Source organism: Micromonospora sp. WMMC273 (assembly GCF_027460285.1).
Lineage (GTDB): Bacteria > Actinomycetota > Actinomycetes > Mycobacteriales > Micromonosporaceae > Micromonospora > Micromonospora aurantiaca.
Genome location: NZ_JAPZBE010000001.1, coordinates 4,267,911 through 4,283,969, shown reverse-complemented (window position 1 = coordinate 4,283,969; position 16,059 = coordinate 4,267,911). Strand labels below are relative to the sequence as shown.

The 16,059-nt window shown below is 73.5% G+C and carries 12 protein-coding genes; 6 read left to right on the top strand and 6 right to left on the bottom strand.

Translation table 11 applies throughout. The features are described from left to right. Positions 1-31: 31 nt before the first annotated feature. Positions 32-1,291, top strand: coding sequence for a DNA polymerase IV (locus tag O7611_RS19655; protein ID WP_194801208.1), 1,260 nt, complete (start codon positions 32-34; stop codon positions 1,289-1,291). Between the two features lie 115 nt (positions 1,292-1,406). Continuing rightward, positions 1,407-1,808 carry a DUF3040 domain-containing protein gene (locus tag O7611_RS19650; RefSeq protein ID WP_128139017.1) on the top strand — a complete coding sequence of 134 codons (402 nt, stop codon included), beginning with the start codon at positions 1,407-1,409 and terminating at the stop codon, positions 1,806-1,808. A gap of 731 nt (positions 1,809-2,539) precedes the next feature. Here the strand turns inward: O7611_RS19650 and O7611_RS19645 are convergent. The 3 genes from O7611_RS19645 to O7611_RS19635 are packed head-to-tail and all read right to left on the bottom strand — an operon-like array spanning position 2,540 to position 7,377. Beyond that, positions 2,540-5,005 (bottom strand): transglutaminase TgpA family protein, encoded by a 2,466-nt coding sequence (locus O7611_RS19645; RefSeq protein ID WP_269697357.1) that lies wholly within the window; start codon positions 5,003-5,005, stop codon positions 2,540-2,542. Positions 5,006-5,021: 16 nt separating this feature from the next. After that, positions 5,022-6,320, bottom strand: coding sequence for a DUF58 domain-containing protein (locus tag O7611_RS19640; RefSeq protein WP_194801210.1), 1,299 nt, complete (start codon positions 6,318-6,320; stop codon positions 5,022-5,024). 1 nt (position 6,321) lies between these two features. Beyond that, complete coding sequence (locus O7611_RS19635) at positions 6,322-7,377, bottom strand: AAA family ATPase (RefSeq protein WP_013287615.1); 1,056 nt, start codon at positions 7,375-7,377, stop codon at positions 6,322-6,324. Between the two features lie 398 nt (positions 7,378-7,775). Here O7611_RS19635 and leuS point away from each other — a divergent pair, with 398 nt between their 5' ends. After that, positions 7,776-10,616, top strand: coding sequence for a leucine--tRNA ligase (gene leuS, locus O7611_RS19630; RefSeq protein ID WP_269697356.1), 2,841 nt, complete (start codon positions 7,776-7,778; stop codon positions 10,614-10,616). Between the two features lie 88 nt (positions 10,617-10,704). Here the strand turns inward: leuS and O7611_RS19625 are convergent, their stop codons facing one another. Genes O7611_RS19625 through O7611_RS19615 form a run of 3 tightly spaced genes read right to left on the bottom strand, consistent with a single transcriptional unit; the run spans position 10,705 to position 13,380 of the window. Then, positions 10,705-11,391 (bottom strand): TVP38/TMEM64 family protein, encoded by a 687-nt coding sequence (locus tag O7611_RS19625; protein WP_370584961.1) that lies wholly within the window; start codon positions 11,389-11,391, stop codon positions 10,705-10,707. A 29-nt stretch (positions 11,392-11,420) separates the two neighbouring features. Next, positions 11,421-12,143 carry a type 1 glutamine amidotransferase gene (locus O7611_RS19620; protein ID WP_013287612.1) on the bottom strand — a complete coding sequence of 241 codons (723 nt, stop codon included), beginning with the start codon at positions 12,141-12,143 and terminating at the stop codon, positions 11,421-11,423. Continuing rightward, the gene (locus tag O7611_RS19615; protein ID WP_128138608.1) at positions 12,133-13,380 is read right to left on the bottom strand and encodes a MurT ligase domain-containing protein; all 1,248 of its coding nucleotides are present in this window, start codon (positions 13,378-13,380) and stop codon (positions 12,133-12,135) included. The genes O7611_RS19620 and O7611_RS19615 overlap by 11 nt, the downstream gene beginning before the upstream one ends. Before the next feature lie 355 nt (positions 13,381-13,735). Here O7611_RS19615 and mraZ point away from each other — a divergent pair, with 355 nt between their 5' ends. The 3 genes from mraZ to O7611_RS19600 all read left to right on the top strand — a co-directional run bounded on the left by mraZ (position 13,736) and on the right by O7611_RS19600 (position 16,059). After that, positions 13,736-14,167 (top strand): division/cell wall cluster transcriptional repressor MraZ, encoded by a 432-nt coding sequence (gene mraZ, locus O7611_RS19610; RefSeq protein WP_073831045.1) that lies wholly within the window; start codon positions 13,736-13,738, stop codon positions 14,165-14,167. Positions 14,168-14,371: 204 nt separating this feature from the next. Further along, positions 14,372-15,481: a 16S rRNA (cytosine(1402)-N(4))-methyltransferase RsmH gene (gene rsmH, locus O7611_RS19605; protein ID WP_194801303.1), complete on the top strand. Its 1,110-nt coding sequence runs from the start codon at positions 14,372-14,374 to the stop codon at positions 15,479-15,481. Further along, positions 15,478-16,059 (top strand): hypothetical protein, encoded by a 582-nt coding sequence (locus O7611_RS19600; RefSeq protein WP_194801213.1) that lies wholly within the window; start codon positions 15,478-15,480, stop codon positions 16,057-16,059. Before rsmH ends, O7611_RS19600 begins: the two co-directional genes overlap by 4 nt.

The window sequence follows — 16,059 nt, the reverse complement described above, 5'->3', positions numbered from 1 at the left end:
GGTTGTCGGACCGGCGGGCTAGCCTGCTGGCATGGGCCGCAGCCAGTCGTTGCCCCGAGGCGGTGACCCCCGCTTCGGGCCGGACGCCGACGACACCGGCTGCACCATCCTGCACGTCGACATGGACGCGTTCTACGCCTCCGTGGAGGTGCGCCGCCGCCCCGAGCTGCGCGGCCGGCCGGTGGTGGTGGGCGGCGTCGGCCCGCGCGGCGTGGTCAGCTCCGCCAGCTACGAGGCCCGGCGGTACGGCGTCCGCAGCGCCATGCCCACCGCCCGCGCCCGTGCGCTGTGCCCCGGCGCGGTCTACCTGCCGCCCGACTTCACCGCCTACACCGCGGCGTCGCGGGCGGTCATGCGGATCTTCCGGGATGTCACGCCGCTGGTCGAGCCGCTGTCGCTGGACGAGGCGTTCCTCGACGTGGCGGGCGCCCGACGGCTGTTCGGCCGGCCCGCCGACATCGCCGCGCTGATCCGCCGCCGGGTCGCCGAGGAGCAACAGCTGACCTGTTCGGTGGGCGTGGGGCCGAGCAAGTTCGTGGCGAAGCTCGGCTCCACCCGGGCCAAACCCGACGGCCTGCTCGTGGTCCCGGCCGCGCAGGTGCTGGAGTTCCTGCACCCGCTGCCGGTGTCCGCGCTGTGGGGCGTGGGGGAGCGTTCCGCGGACGCGCTGCGCCGCCTCGGCCTGCGCACCGTGCGCGACCTCGCCGAGGCGCCGGCCGGCCTGCTGCGCCGGGCCGTGGGCGAGGCGTCCGCCGCCCACCTGCACGAGCTGGCCTGGGGGCGTGACCCGCGTGGCGTCACGCCCGACCAGGTGGAGAAGTCGATCGGCGCGGAGGTCACGTTCGACACCGACGTGACCGACGCGGACGAGATCCGGCGGTCCCTGCTCGCGCTCGCCGACAAGGCCGGCGCTCGGCTACGGGCGGCCGGGCAGGTGGGCCGTACGGTGTCGCTCAAGGTCCGTTTCGCCGACTTCCGGACGATCAGCCGCTCCCGCACGCTCGCCGTGCCCACCGACACCGCCCGGGAGATGTTCGACACGGCCTGGGCGCTGTGGGGTGCGCTCGCCCCGGGCGAGCCGGTTCGGCTGGTCGGGGTCCGGATGGAAGGTCTCGCCCCCGCCGGGGAGACCCCGCAGCAGCTCACCCTCGGTGCGCCCGAGCGCGGCTGGCGCGAGGCGGAGGCGGCGGCCGACGCGGCTGCTGCCCGATTCGGGCGGTCCGTCATAGGTCCGGCCAGTCTTCTCGGCCGTCGTGATACACGACAAGTCGAAAAACCGACCCGGCCGTAGGTCGTCCCGCTTTCCGACGCGCGGGGGCCCTCGTAGACTTGCGGGTAAGCAGCCGGTTGGCTGCCACGGTCTGTCGGCCCGCCCGGGCCGACCAACGTGACCGGGGAGGAGTGCCGTGCCGCTCTCGGAGCACGAGCAGCGGCTGTTCGAGCAGATCGAGCGGTCGCTTGCCGAGGACCCCAAGTTCGCCTCGGCCGTGCGCGCCAGCGACCCGCGTTTCCACGCGCGGCGTCGCGTGCTCGTCGCTGCCGGCGTGGTCGTCGCTGGTCTGGCCCTGTTGATCTACGGTGCCGTGATCAAGATTCCCGCGGTGGCCGTGGCGGGTTTCGTCGTCATGCTGGCCTCGTTGGGCTACGCGGTGCAGTCGCACCGCCGATCCCAGTCGCCCGACCTGCACGTGGTCGGCGGCACGACGAGCCGGCGTCGTCCCCGTGGCCGCAGTGGTGGTGGTCGCCGGGGCTCCTTCCTCGATCGGATGGAGGACCGCTGGCGGCAGCGCCCGGAGGGCCACCGCTGACCGCGTCCCGCCCCTGACCCGGGGCGGGAACCGGCGGCGCCTCCGTAACCGGCCGGCCAGCGCCGCCGGGGCGTATTGCTGCCGGTCGCCGGGCAGCGCGGGCGAGGGCCCGCGCTCCGTCATGCCCGCGATCGACCCACCCACCGTCCCCGCCACTCGACGCACCCCCGCGGCCCGCCGCCTCTGCACACCCTCGGACGTCTCCAGCCGGCACGTGCTGCCGGGTCCGCCCCACACATGAGCGTGTGCACCGCGCCCGGAACGCCCCGCACGTGAGCGTGCGCACCGCGCCCCGGTCGCCCCGCACGTGAGCATGCGCACCGCGCCCGGGTCGCGGCAGGGCAGCTCCCCGTCGTGCCCAAACCTCCCCGCCTCAGCGCCACGCCAAGCGCCTCCTCGCGCCCGCCAGCAGGCGCCACACCCGCCCTCACCCGCGATCTTGCACTTTCGGTCCGAGCGGTGCCCCGAATGTCCCCTTCACCCGGGCGCAAACTGCAAGATCGCCGGGCCGGGCCGGGGCGGGCCGGGCGGGCCGGGGCGTCCAGCTCACCTGATCAGCCATGCGCGCCCGGCAGGCGGGATGCGCTGCCCGGGCCAGAAGCGGTGATCAAGGAGGTTGTGTCTTCAGTGGGGCTCGATTCGGACACAAACTCCTTGATCACCGCCGAAGGGCGGGCGGGCCGCGCGGGAGGGGAGGGCCGGGGGCGGGTGGGAGGGGCAGGGCGGGTGGGTCAGCGGGTGGGACGGTGGGCCAGGAGGCGGCGCGGGCTCCAGCGGGTCATGTGCTGCCGGACCTGACCGCTCGTGGTCACCACCATCGCCGACCGCTCGGCCAGGGCGGTACGCCAGCGTTGCAGCACCGACGGGGGCAGCAGCGCGGCCAGCAGCCGGGTACGGCGGCCGGCACCCGCCGCCAGCGCGCCCCTGACCGTACGCAGCGCCGGCTGCAACTCCGCGTCGGTCAGCGGGTCACGGGCGTAGCGGGCGCGTTCCTCGGCGCGGCCGAGCAGGCGTACCCCGGTCGCAGCGTCCCCGCGCTCGGCGAGTGCCTCCCGGGCCAGCCGCTCGGCGGTGGCCCGCGGGGTCTCCGTGCGGTCCACCCGGACGTGGAAGTCGACGAGCGTGTCGAGCAGCTCGTCCCAGGCGGCGTGCGCGTCGGCGCGGGCCGCCTCGGCGTCCACACCGACGACGACCGGCCGCGTCTCGCCGCGCTGGCCCGGCACCGGCAGCGCGGCGGCCGCGGGCGGGACCGCCCGGACGCGCCGGCGTCGGCGCAGCGCGGAGCGGCGCAGGGCCGGTACGGCGAGCAGCGCCAGCAGCGCCAGCGCACCGGCCAGCCACCACGGCCAGACGGGGCTCTCCTCGGCCGGGCCGCCCTGGTCCAGCGTCAGGCCCTGATCGGTGTCCTTGTCCAGCCGGTCCGCCTCGTTCGGCCCGGCCGACGGGCCGGCCGCGTCGGGCGCGCTGGTGCTGCCGGCCGACGGGGTGACCTCCTCGGGGGCATCGATGTCCGGCGCCCAGGCGGAGCGGACCGAGCCGGGCACGGCCGCCGCCGGGGTGGCGTCGAAGGGCACCCAGCCGATGCCGTTGAAGTTGACCTCGGTCCAGGCGTGCAGGTTGCGGTTGGTCAGCACGTACGTGCCGTTGTCGGCCTTGCTGCCGTTGGTGAAGCCGACGGCGACCCGGGCGGGGATGCCGGCGGCCCGGACCAGCCAGGCCATCGCCGCGGCGTACTGCTGGCAGTAGCCGACCTTGGTGGCGAGGAAGTCGGTGATGTCCTCGCCGCTGCTGCCGTTGCGGGTGGACAGCGCGTAGGCGAAGCCGTTGTCCACGGAGAAGTAGTCGTAGATCGCCCGGACCTTGTCGTAGTCGTTCGACTTGTCCTTCACCAGCTCGGCGACGAGTTCCTCGACGGCCGGGACGGACGGCCGCTCGGTCTGCTGCCGCATCACCGGACTGTCCGAGGGCAGCGAGCGGGCCGCCCGCAGCGCCGCCGGGCTGAAGGTGGACCGGACGTAGTCGAACGAGTAGCTCTTGCCACGGGCGCTGTCCCGGTTGGAGAAGACGACCTGCTGATTCGTGTCGTACAGCCAGTTGCCGTTGAGGTCTTCGGTCTTGACCGGCTCGGTGTAGACCGGCAGCAACGGCATGTTCAGGTTCTTCGTCACCTCGACCGTGGCGCGGTAGCGCTGCCGGTCGACACCGCGCGGGGCGTCGTCCCCCGGGTCGGGCAGGGAACGGGCGACCGACTTCCCGGTCGGCACACGTGCCTGGAAGCCGCTCGGCCGCAGGTCGTCCACCACGCCCAGGCGCAGGTAGAACGGGGTCGTCTCGTTGGTACTGACCTTGACCAGCTCGATTTCCTCGCTCTGGTTGAGCTGGCCGCTGAGCGCCGCGAACAGGTCGACCCTGCCCGAGCTGCCGCCCTGGCCCGGGCGCCCGTTGCCCTCGCCGGGCCCGGCGCCGACGTTGTTCAGCAGCCCGCCGGTCATGCCGGGCACTGCGAGCGGCAGCGCCACCGCCACGATCACGCCGACCACGGCGAGCCGCCGTCCGGCCGCGGCGAGCGGGGACGCCTCCCAGACGTCCACGTCACGGCCCTCGCCGGTGAACCGGCGGCCGAACCGGCGCACCCGGTCGACGTTGTCGGTGACCAGCAGCCAGAGGTAACCGGCGGCGCCCACAACGAACGGGGTGGCCGGGACGCTGTCCACGTAGACCGCGACCGGCACCGAGTAGATGGCGAGCATCGGCAGGCCGGCCAGCGCCGGACGGCGCAACCCGACCGCGAGCACGTCCACCACCACCGCGACCGCGCCGATGCCGAGCACCGCGAGGAACAGCAGCGAGTCGACGTCCGGCACCTTCACGCCGTACGAGCGCATGTCCTGCAACGACGTCTGCAGCAGGTCGCCGAAGTGCCCGAACGTCGCAGGGGTCGGCACGAACGCGAGCAGTTCGGTGCCGCCGGGGAAGACCCACGTCAGGCCCAGGGTCAGCCCGGCCAGCATGGCCAGCACCTGTCCCCACAGCGGCATCCGGCCCAGCCGGCTCAACGCGGCCGATCCGGCCACCACGGCGACCACGACGGCGGCCTGGATCAGCCAGGTCCAGCGTTCGAAGATCGCCGACAGCGGGGCCGCCGCCAGCAGCGTCGCCGCCGCGGCGACGAACCCGATGTTGCGGTGCGGGGTCACAGGACCATCCCTCCGGTCATCGTCGTCCGCCGGCCACCGTCTCGGCCATGGCCGCCCGCAGCGCGAAGCCCTGCGAGCCCCGTCCGGCCTGCGGCCACAGCATCGGCAGCCGGGTGCCGTGCTCCACCCCGATGACCCGCCAGCCGCTCTGCAGCAGCGTGAGCGCGGCGGCGCCGTGTGCCCGCTCCGCCTCGGCCCGGGCGTTCGGCGGCAGGTTGAGCCAGGTGTTGCTGTCGAGCAGGAACGCCACGCAGGTGGCCCCGTTGCCGCGCAACCCGGCCAGCAGTTCCGCCTCGGCGGTGCCGAGCGTGCCGAGCAGCGCGATGATCAGGCCGCCGTCGGCCCGCTGCCGGACCTGCTGCACCAGCGTGGTGATCTCACCGCGCCGGTCCAGGTGCACGTCGGCGAGGTGGTCGAGAAGCAGTCCCTCGCCGCCCGCCTCGGTGGCACCGACGTCGGCGCCGTTGCCGGTGACCAGCCGCAGCTTGTAGCCGGCCTCGCGCAGGTGCACGGCGATGCTGGCGGCGGCCGAGACCGCCCACTCGAAGCTGGCCGTCGGGCCCTCGCCCCGGTGCCCGGCGGCGCGGGTGTCCAGCACCACCGTGGCCCGGCTCTCCCACGGCTGCTCCTCGCGGCGCACCATCAGCTCACCGGTGCGGGCGGTGGACTTCCAGTGCACCCGGCGCAGGTCGTCGCCCATCCGGTACTCCCGGGTGGCGGCGTCGTCCTCGCCGTGCACCGCCACCGAGCGGGCCCGGCTGTCGCCGCTGCCGGCGTACTCGCCTGGTAGCCGGACCGACGGCAGCGGGGTGACCTGCGGGATCACCGTGAGGTGGTCGGTGCTGGGGAACGACCGGGTCAGCTCGCACAGGCCGAACGGGTCGGTCAGCCGGATCACCAGCGGCCCCACCTCGTAGCGGCCGCGCACGTCCGCGCGGACCGTGTACGCCACGGAGCTGGCCTGGTGCGCGCCCAGCCGCTCCAGCACCACCCGGGGCCGGCTACCGAGCGCGTACGGCAGGCGGTCCTCCAGCAGCAGCGTGCCGGTGGGCAGCCGGGACAGGTTCTGCAGCCGCAGCACCACCCGGGAGCTGGCACCGACCGGCACGCGGTGCGGCTCCAGCGACCTGTTGCAGGCCAGCTTGTACCGGCTGCGTCCGACGTACGCGGCGGCCAGCAGCGGCAGCACGGCGAGCAGGACCGCCACCCGGAGCAGGTCCTTCTCGCCGAGGATGCCGGCGGAGATCGCGGCGGCCACCGCGGCCGCCAGGAAGGATCGGCCGCGGGTGGTCAGCCCACGCAGGCCGTCGCGCACGTCACGGCCTCCGCGGCTCGTACGGCCCGCGGCCGTTGTTGCCGCCGCCGGGCCGGGTGTCGTACGGCGAGCGCTGCCGGTCGTGCGGGAGCGGCAGGCGGTGCACCAGTTCGGAGACGATCGCGTCGGTGGTGCGCCGGGCCAGCTGCGCGTCGGCGGTCGGGATGATCCGGTGCGCCAGCACCGGCACCGCGAGCACCTGGAGGTCGTCCGGCAGGACGTAGTCGCGGCCCTCCAGGGCGGCCACCGCGCGGGCGGTGCGCAACAGCTGGAGCGTGGCCCGCGGGGACGCGCCCAGGCGCAGGTCGGGTGCCTCCCGGGTGGCGGTGACCAGGTCGATCGCGTACTGCTTGACGGCGTCGGCGACGTGCACCTGCCGGACGTGGCCGATCAGCCGGCGGACGGTGGCCGCGTCGGAGACCGGCCGCAGCCCCGGCAGCGGGTCGGTGGCGCCGTGCCCGTCGAGCATGGCCAGCTCGGCGCGCGGGTCCGGGTAGCCCATGGCGATGCGGGCGGTGAACCGGTCGCGCTGCGCCTCGGGCAGCGGGTAGGTGCCTTCCATCTCGATCGGGTTCTGCGTCGCGATCACCATGAACGGCGTCTGCAACTGGTAGGTGACCCCGTCGACGGTGACCTGCCGCTCCTCCATGCACTCCAGCAGCGCCGACTGGGTCTTCGGCGAGGCCCGGTTGATCTCGTCGCCGACCACCAGGTTGGCGAAGACCGCGCCGGGGCGGAACTCGAAGTCGTGCGTCTCCTGGTTGTAGACGCTGACGCCGGTGACGTCGCTGGGAAGCAGGTCGGGGGTGAACTGGATCCGCCGGACCGAGCAGTCGATGGACCGGGCCATCGCCTTGGCGAGCTTGGTCTTGCCGACGCCGGGCACGTCCTCGATGAGCAGGTGGCCCTCGGCCAGCAGCACCGCCAGGGCGAGCCGGACGGTGGCGGTCTTGCCCTCGATGACCTGCTCGATGTTGGCCACGATGGCCTCGCTGGCGGCGCGGAACTCGTCGTGCGGCAGCAGACCGCCCACCTCGTCCCAGGTCTGTTGTGTCACGGGCCTCCTCCTCGTCGCCTGGACGGCAGCTCTTTATAGAGCACCTGGACCCGCCGTTGGGTTCGCGACGCCGAGCCTCGTCTGCCGCAGAAATCTCATTGGCCTCTCAGGCTAACCATGTTTGTCGTTACTGCCGACTCCCGCAGGTGGTCGGTCGGTTACGCCCGGAATATTCGCCGGACCGGGGGACCGGCTGCCGCGGGTGGAACGGGCGCGCCACCGCCGAGGGGTGCGAGGTACACTGCCTGCATGGCCGGGTTCTTCCTGCTTCTTACCGAGCCGTGTTGATGCGCTGAAAGCGCGACAGCACGGCCGCCCCTCCTGCGCGAGGGGCTTTTTTGTGCCCGCAGCAGACCGCCCACAATTTTTTTCGAATCGATCCGCGCCGAGGAGACGCCATGAGTGAGGCAGCCGCACCGGCGACCGACATCCCCCCGTTCCGGTACACCGCCGCCCTGGCCGACGAGATCGAGCACCGCTGGCAGGACACCTGGGCGCGGGAGGGAACCTTCCACGCGCCGAACCCGGTCGGCCCGCTGGCCGACCCGGACCACCCGCGGGCGGGCGCCGAGAAGATGTACGTGCTGGACATGTTCCCGTACCCGTCCGGTGCCGGCCTGCACGTCGGTCACCCGCTGGGCTACATCGGCACCGACTGCTACGCCCGTTACCAGCGGATGGCCGGGCGCAACGTGCTGCACGCGATGGGCTTCGACGCGTTCGGCCTGCCCGCCGAGCAGTACGCGGTGCAGACCGGCACCCACCCGCGGACCACCACCGAGGCCAACATCGAGCGGTTCAAGGCGCAGCTGCGCCGGCTGGGGCTGGCCCACGACGAGCGGCGCTCGGTGGCGACCATCGACACCGACTTCTACCGCTGGACCCAGTGGATCTTCCTGCAGATCTTCAACTCCTGGTACGACGCGGACGCGAAGAAGGCCCGGCCGATCGCCGAGCTGATCGCCGAGTTCGAGGGCGGCACCCGCGCCACCCCGGACGGGCGTCCGTGGGCCGAGCTGACCGTGGGGGAGCGGCGGCGCGTCGTCGACGACCACCGGCTGGCGTACGTCTCGGAGGCGCCGGTGAACTGGTGCCCGGGCCTGGGCACCGTGGTGGCCAACGAGGAGGTCACCGCCGACGGCCGCTCCGAGCGCGGCAACTTCCCGGTCTTCAAGCGCAACCTGAAGCAGTGGATGATGCGGATCACCGCGTACGGGGACCGGCTGCTGGAGGATCTGGACACACTGGACTGGCCGGAGCCGATCAAGCTGCAGCAGCGCAACTGGATCGGCCGGTCGACCGGCGCGCATATCGACTTCCCGACCGACGCCGCCCCGGTGCGGGTGTTCACGACCCGGCCGGACACCGTCTTCGGTGCCACCTACATGGTGCTGGCGCCCGAGCACGAGCTGGTCGACGTGCTGACGCCGGCCGCCTGGCCGGAGGGCACCCGGGACGCCTGGACCGGCGGCCACGCCGGCCCGCGTGAGGCCGTCGAGGCGTACCGGAAGGCCGCCTCGGCCAAGACGGACGTGGAGCGGCAGGCGGACAGCAAGGAGAAGACCGGCGTCTTCGTCGGCGCCTACGCCACCAACCCGGTGACCGGCGGGCAGATCCCGATCTTCATCGCCGACTACGTGCTGGCCGGGTACGGCACCGGCGCGATCATGGCGGTGCCGGCCCAGGACGAGCGGGACTGGGACTTCGCCGAGGTCTTCGAGCTGCCGATCGTGCGGACCGTGCAGCCGCCGGAGGGCTTCGACGGCAAGGCGTACACCGGTGACGGCCCGGCGATCAACAGCGCCGCGCCGGAGCGCGGCATCGACCTGGACGGTCTGGGCGTGGCCGACGCGAAGGCGCGCATCATCGAGTGGCTGGAGGCGAACGGGCACGGCGCCGGCGCGGTCACCTGGCGGCTGCGCGACTGGCTGTTCTCGCGGCAGCGCTACTGGGGCGAGCCGTTCCCGATCGTGTACGACGAGACCGGGGCGCCGATCGCGCTGCCCGAGTCGATGCTGCCGGTCGAGCTGCCCGAGGTGGAGGACTTCTCGCCGAAGACGTTCGACCCGGAGGACGCCGACAGCACCCCGGAGACCCCGCTGTCGCGGCGGCGCGACTGGGTGGAGGTGGAGCTGGACCTGGGCGACGGGCCGAAGCGCTACACCCGTGAGACGAACGTGATGCCGCAGTGGGCCGGCTCCTGCTGGTACGAGCTGCGCTACCTGGACCCGGCCGACTCGCAGCGCTTCGCCGACCCGGAGAACGAGGCGTACTGGATGGGGCCGCAGCGTCCGGGCGACTGCGGTGGCACCGACCTGTACGTCGGCGGCGCCGAGCACGCGGTGCTGCACCTGCTGTACGCGCGCTTCTGGCACAAGGTGCTGTACGACCTGGGCCACGTCTCGTCGTACGAGCCGTTCCGCCGCCTGTTCAACCAGGGCATGATCCAGGCGTACGCGTTCGTCGACCCGCGCGGCGCCTACGTGCCCGCCGAGGAGGTCGTCGAGGTCGACGGCCGCTGGTTCCACGGCGAGACCGAGGTCCGCCGCGAGTACGGCAAGATGGGCAAGTCGCTGAAGAACGTGGTCACCCCGGACGACATGTGCGCGGCGTACGGCGCCGACACGTTCCGGGTGTACGAGATGTCGATGGGCCCGCTGGAGGTGTCCCGCCCGTGGGACACCCGGGCCGTCGTCGGCTCGTACCGGTTCCTGCAGCGGGTCTGGCGCACCGTCGTCGACGAGCAGACCGGCGAGCTGCGGATCACCGACGAGCCGGCCGACGAGGCGACCCGGCGGCTGCTGCACAAGACGATCGACGGGGTCCGCGCCGACATGGACGGGATCCGCTTCAACACCGCCATCGCCAAGCTGATCGAGCTGACCAACGGCCTGACCCGGCTGGCGCGTACCCCGCGCGAGGTGGCCGAGCCGCTGGTGCTGATGGTCGCCCCGTTCGCCCCGCACATGGCCGAGGAGCTGTGGCGCAAGCTGGGCCACGACACCTCCCTGGCGTACGCGGACTTCCCGGTCGCCGACCCGGCCCTGCTGGTGGCCGAGTCGGTCACCTACCCGGTGCAGGTCAACGGCAAGGTCCGGGGCCGAATCGAGGTGCCGGCCGACGCGACCGAGGAGACCGTCCGCGCGGCGGCGCTGGAGGCGGTCACCGGCGCGCTGGGTGGCAAGGAGCCGCGCAAGGTGATCGTGGTGAAGGGCCGGATGGTCTCGGTCGTCGCCTGACCGTCCACCGTGTGCTTGAGGCGCGTCCCGTTCGCGGGACGCGCCTCAACCCGCCGGCCGGACCGTGTCGGCCGCCTTCGCCGCCGGGTCAGCCGGCCGGTCCGGCAGACCGGCGCCGTTCGGCCCGCCACCAGCGGTGGATGATCAGCAGACTGGCGATCAGGCCGAGGCTCGCAGGCGCGGCCGCGTACCAGTTGATCGAACCGGGCGTGGTCACCGCCGCACCGATCGCCGCGTAGCCGATCGCGGTCGGGGCGGAGGCGATCACGCTGCCGGCCAGGAACGGCGCCACCCGGGCGGCGGTGGTGCCGTAGCCGTAGCTGACCAGGCCGAACCCGGCGATCGGCAGCAGCCGTACGGTGATCACGCCGAAGACGCTCTGCCGGGCGAACCAGCCGTCGAGGCGGGCCAGCCGGCCGCGTACCCGCTCGGCGACGAAGTCGCGGCCGAGCACCCGGCCCACTGTGAAGCCGATGGCCGCCGCGAGCAGCGCCGCGCCGAGCGCGTACGCGGCGCCCTGCACCGGGCCGAAGATCGCGCCCGCGGCAAGCGTGACGAATGTCCGCGGCACCAGCGCCACCAGCAGCAGCGCACCGCCGATCACCGCCGCGGGCGGGCCGTAGCCGCCGAGCGAGTCGGCGAACCGGGGCAGGTCGGCCGGGTCCGGCCGGGGCACCAGCAGCAGCGTCACGCCGAACCCGGCGAGCAGCAGCAGAAGCAGCCCGAACCGGCGCGCCGAGGGCTGCCGCAGCAACCCGGCGAGCCGGCGGGCCACCGGTCGCCGCCCCGGCCGGGCGGCGCCGGTCACGGCCTCGGGGCGGCGGCCACCGCGGTGCGGCGCTCGGAGCGGAGGCGGTCGGCCCAGGTGTCGTCGAGCGGCGGGAGCTGGTGGATGCCGGTCGCCCAGCGCAGCAGCAGGTCCGCCAGGTCGGGGTTGCGCGCCAGCGCCGGGCCGTGCGAGTAGGTGCCGAGCAGCTTGCCCCGCCAGGCGCCCTCGGTGGCGCCGTCGTTGCCGACGCCGGTGGTGACGCGGGCCAGCGGGGACACGCCCGGGCCGAGGTGGGTACGGCCGCCGTGGTTCTCGAACCCGGACAGGTGCGGGATGCCCAGCCGCGGGTCGACCTCGCCGGCCAGCTCGCCGACGGCCCGGGTGGGCCCGCGGTCGGAGGAGAGGTCGAGCAGCTCCAGGCCGGCGCAGCGGGTGCCCTTGGCGAAGAAGGAGGTGCCGAGCAGCTGGTAGCCGGCGCAGACGCCGAACACCACCGAACCCTGGGCCACCGCCCGGTGCAGGCCGCCGTCGGCGATCAGGCGCTGGGCGCCGAGCGCCTGCGGACCGTCCTCACCGCCACCGAGCAGGTAGATGTCGGCGGTGGCGGGCAGCCGCTGGTCGGAGCGGACCTCCAGCACCTCGACCGGCATGCCGCGCAGCTGGGCCCGGCGGGCCAGGATCAGCGCGTTGCCCCGGTCGCCGTAGGTGGACAGCAGGTCGGGATAGATCCAGACGATGCGCAGGCTCTCAGTTGACACGGTCCAGCTCCGCTCGGATGTCCTGGAAGGCGGTGTAGTTGGCGATGACCTCCAGCCGGCCCGGCGGCACCGCGCGGACGGCCTCGTCGAAGCTGCGGACGTGCTGGAACGGCACGCCGTTCACCTCCAGCCGCACCGCCAGGTCGTACGCCCGGTCGCCGGTGATCAGCACCTGCCGGCCGGTCAGCGGGGAGAAGTCCACGTCGAACAGCCAGGAGGTGTCCAGCCCGTCGGGGTCGCGGGCGTTGATGGACAGCAGTGTCGGCGCGACGTCGGCCATGTCGAACGCCTCCAGCCAGCTCGCCGGGTTCTTCGCCAGCAGCAGCCGGATGTTGCGCCCGTCGCGGTCGACCTGGGCGTAGCGGCCGGCCACCGAGGTGACGGTGCCGAGCCGGGACACCGCGTCCACCGGGCGTACGCCGAACTCGGCGGCTACGGCCAGCGCGGTGGCCGCGTTGCCGAGGTTGACCTTGCCGGGGAGCTGGAGCTGGATCTTGTGCCAGGCGCCGGTGGGGTCGAGCACGCCGTCGTCCTCGACCGTCCAGTTCGGCTCGGGACGGCGCAGCGGGCAGCCGGTGCACCACCACTGCTCGCCGGAGCGCTGGATGGTGGAGCCGCACTCGGGGCAGACCCAGGAGTCGTCGTGCCAGCGCTGCCCGGCGCTGAACCAGGTGACGTGCGGCGGCACGTGGCCCTGGGCCGGGTCGGCCGGCGGGCAGGCGGCCCACACCACCATCGGGTCGTCGGCGTTGGCGACCACCCGTACCCGCGGGTGCCGGACCAGGGCGGCGCGCCAGAGCTGCGCCATCATGGCGACCTCCTTGGCGCGGTCGAGCTGGTCGCGGGAGAGGTTGAGCAGCGCCACCACGTGCGGCTCGGTCGCCTCCAGCACCTGGGCCAGGTAGTGCTCGTCCACCTCCAGCACCGCGTACGGCGTGCTGCCGGCCTTTGCCAGCGCCGAGGTGTGGCCGGTGGGCATGTTCGCGCCGAAGGAGTTGGTGGCGACCCGGCCCAGCACGCCGACCGCGGCGGTGGTGAGCCGGGTGGTGGTGGTCTTGCCGTTGGTGCCGGACACCAGGGCGATGGCCCGCCCGGCCGAGAGGTGGGCGAGCAGGTCCGGGTCGATCTTGAGGCCGATCCAGCCGCCGATCACCGAGCCGTCGCCACGGCCCGCGGCCCGCGACAGCGCCGCGGCGGTGCGCGACACGGAGCTGGCCACCTTTGCCCGCAAGGGCATCTTCGCGTCCGTCACGCGAGCGAGGTTACCGGACCGCCACCTCCACCAGATCGCCGCCGACGGCGAACCGTTCGGCCGGGGACGGCCCGGCGGACGGGCGGAGCGCGTGGGGCCGGACGGCGGCGGTCGATGTCGGGTAGCGGACGGTGTGGGGCGCGCCCCACCCCCTCCACTCCGCCCCACCCGCGTTGACGTGCGGTTTTGCGCGCGGAAACGCCACGCCACGCGGGCGATTCTGGTTGCAGGTGGAGGGAAGTGGAGTAGAGTGGGGCGCGATGGTGAGGCCGGGAGGGCCACACCGGCCCGGGGGGTCAGCGGCGCCGCGAACGCCGCTCAGGGCGAGGGGGTTGGGCCGATGTTCCTCGGCACCCACACTCCGCGCCTGGACGACAAAGGCCGGTTGATCCTGCCGGCGAAGTTCCGGGACGAACTGGCGGGGGGTGTCGTGATCACCAAAGGGCAGGAGCGCTGCCTCTACGTCTTCCCGATGCCCGAGTTCCAGCGGATCGCGGACCAGTTGCGCGCGCAGCCGATGACGAGCAAGGCGGCCCGGGCCTACAGCCGGGTCTTCTTCGCCAGCGCACACGACGAGGTGCCGGACAAGCAGGGGCGGGTCACGATTCCCGGCCACCTGCGGTCGTACGCGGCACTGGACCGGGATCTGGTCGTGATCGGAGCGAGCACCCGGGTGGAGATCTGGGACAGGGCGGCCTGGGAGGCCTACCTCGCGGAGAGCGAAGACGACTTCGCCGACATCGAGGAGGGGGTGCTGCCCGGCGGTCTGTAGGGCGTGACGGCGCCCGACGTACTGCGAGATCTCCAGCCGCTTTCGAGTTCCTGGCACCCCTTCCCCGGTGCCAGGCGCACGATCCGACACGGAGGGCCGCGGCCTCCGGCGGGCGGGAGCGGATGGGGATCTGGCGGTATGGCGAGGCGTCGTGGCGACGACGGACACGTGACGGAACGGTTGGCGAACGGGGTGGGGGTCGAGATGGGGGAGCTACGCGGCACGCACGTGCCGGTGCTGCTCGAGCGGTGTCTCGAGCTGCTGGCCCCCGCACTGGGCCGGCCCGGTCGCACCGTGCACGTCGACGCCACGCTCGGCCTGGCCGGGCACGCCGAGGCGGTGCTCTCGGCGCATCCGGACACGGTGCTGATCGGCCTGGACCGGGACACCGAGGCGCTCGCCCACGCGCGGGTCCGCCTGGCCCGGTTCGCCGACCGGATCCACCTGGAGCACGCCGTCTACGACGAGCTGCCCGAGGTGCTCGACCGGCTCGGTTACCCGGCGATCGACGGGGTGCTGTTCGACCTCGGCGTCTCGTCCCTGCAACTGGACGCGCCCGACCGCGGGTTCGCGTACGCGCAGGACGCGCCGCTGGACATGCGGATGGACCAGACCCGGGGGGTGACCGCCGAAGAGGTGGTCAACACGTACTCCCACCCGGACCTGGCCCGCCTGCTGCGGGTGTACGGCGAGGAGAAGTTCGCCGGGAAGATCGCCTCGGCGATCATCCGGGAACGGGAGCGCAACCGGATCACGTCCTCGGCCCGGCTGGCCGAGCTGGTCCGCGACGCCATTCCGGCACCGGCCCGACGAACCGGTGGACACCCGGCAAAGAGAACGTTTCAGGCTTTACGGATCGAGGTAAACAGAGAACTGGCAGCGCTGGAGACGGCGCTGCCGGCTGCTCTGGACAAGCTCACAGTGGGCGGCCGCATGGTGGTCCTGTCCTACCACTCGCTGGAGGACCGGCTCACCAAGCAGGCGCTCGCCGATCGGGTCCGCAGTAAGGGCCCGATCGACCTCCCGGTCGAACTGCCCGGGTCGGGCCCGACGTTCCGGCTGTTGAGCCGGGGCGCCGAGCTGCCCGGGGAGGCAGAGGTGGCCGCGAACCCGCGTGCCGCCTCGGTGCGGCTGCGGGCCGCGGAACGGCTCGACCCGGAGGCGGCCCGGCAGGGGCGTACCGACCGCGAACGGTACCGCCGCCGGGTGAAGGCGATGCACCAACCGGGGACGGGGTCACCGGGGTCCGGCGAGGACCCGCGGTCGGCCCCGGGGGACGCGAACGGGACGGACGAGGAGGGGGAGGGGACATGAACGTCGAGAAGCGCGACGGCCGGGGAGCCGTCGGGCAGCGCGCACCGCGGTCGGGGGGCCGGACCGCGGCGCAGCGCACCACGCGGGACACGACCGCGACCGACCGCCGGGAGCAGGCTCGCGCCCGGGGGGCGCGCGAGTTTCCGACGCAGGGCAGCGCCGCGCTGCGGCCGGCCGAGCGTACCCGGGTCACCGGTGCGCCCGCGCCGCGCCTGCGGGTCGCCCCGCCGGCGCCGATCCGGGTGCCCCGGGCCCCGTTCGTCGCGCTGATCCTGGTGCTGGTGGTCGGCGGGGTGCTGGGCATCCTGGCGGTCAACACCAAGATCAACGAGAACGCGTTCAAGCTGGAGAAGCTCCAGCAGCAGCAGGCCAAGCTGGACGTGGACGAGCAGGAGCTGCGCAAGGAGATCGCCAAGCAGGAGGCGCCCGGCAACCTGACCGCCAACGCCCGGCGGCTCGGCCTGGTCGAGTCCGAGGACCCGGCCTACATCCGGCTGCCGGACGGCCAGACCATCGGGGTGCCGCACCCCGCGCAGGGCGACCCGTCGGTCACCAGCCGGCAGGGCAACGGAGGCTGA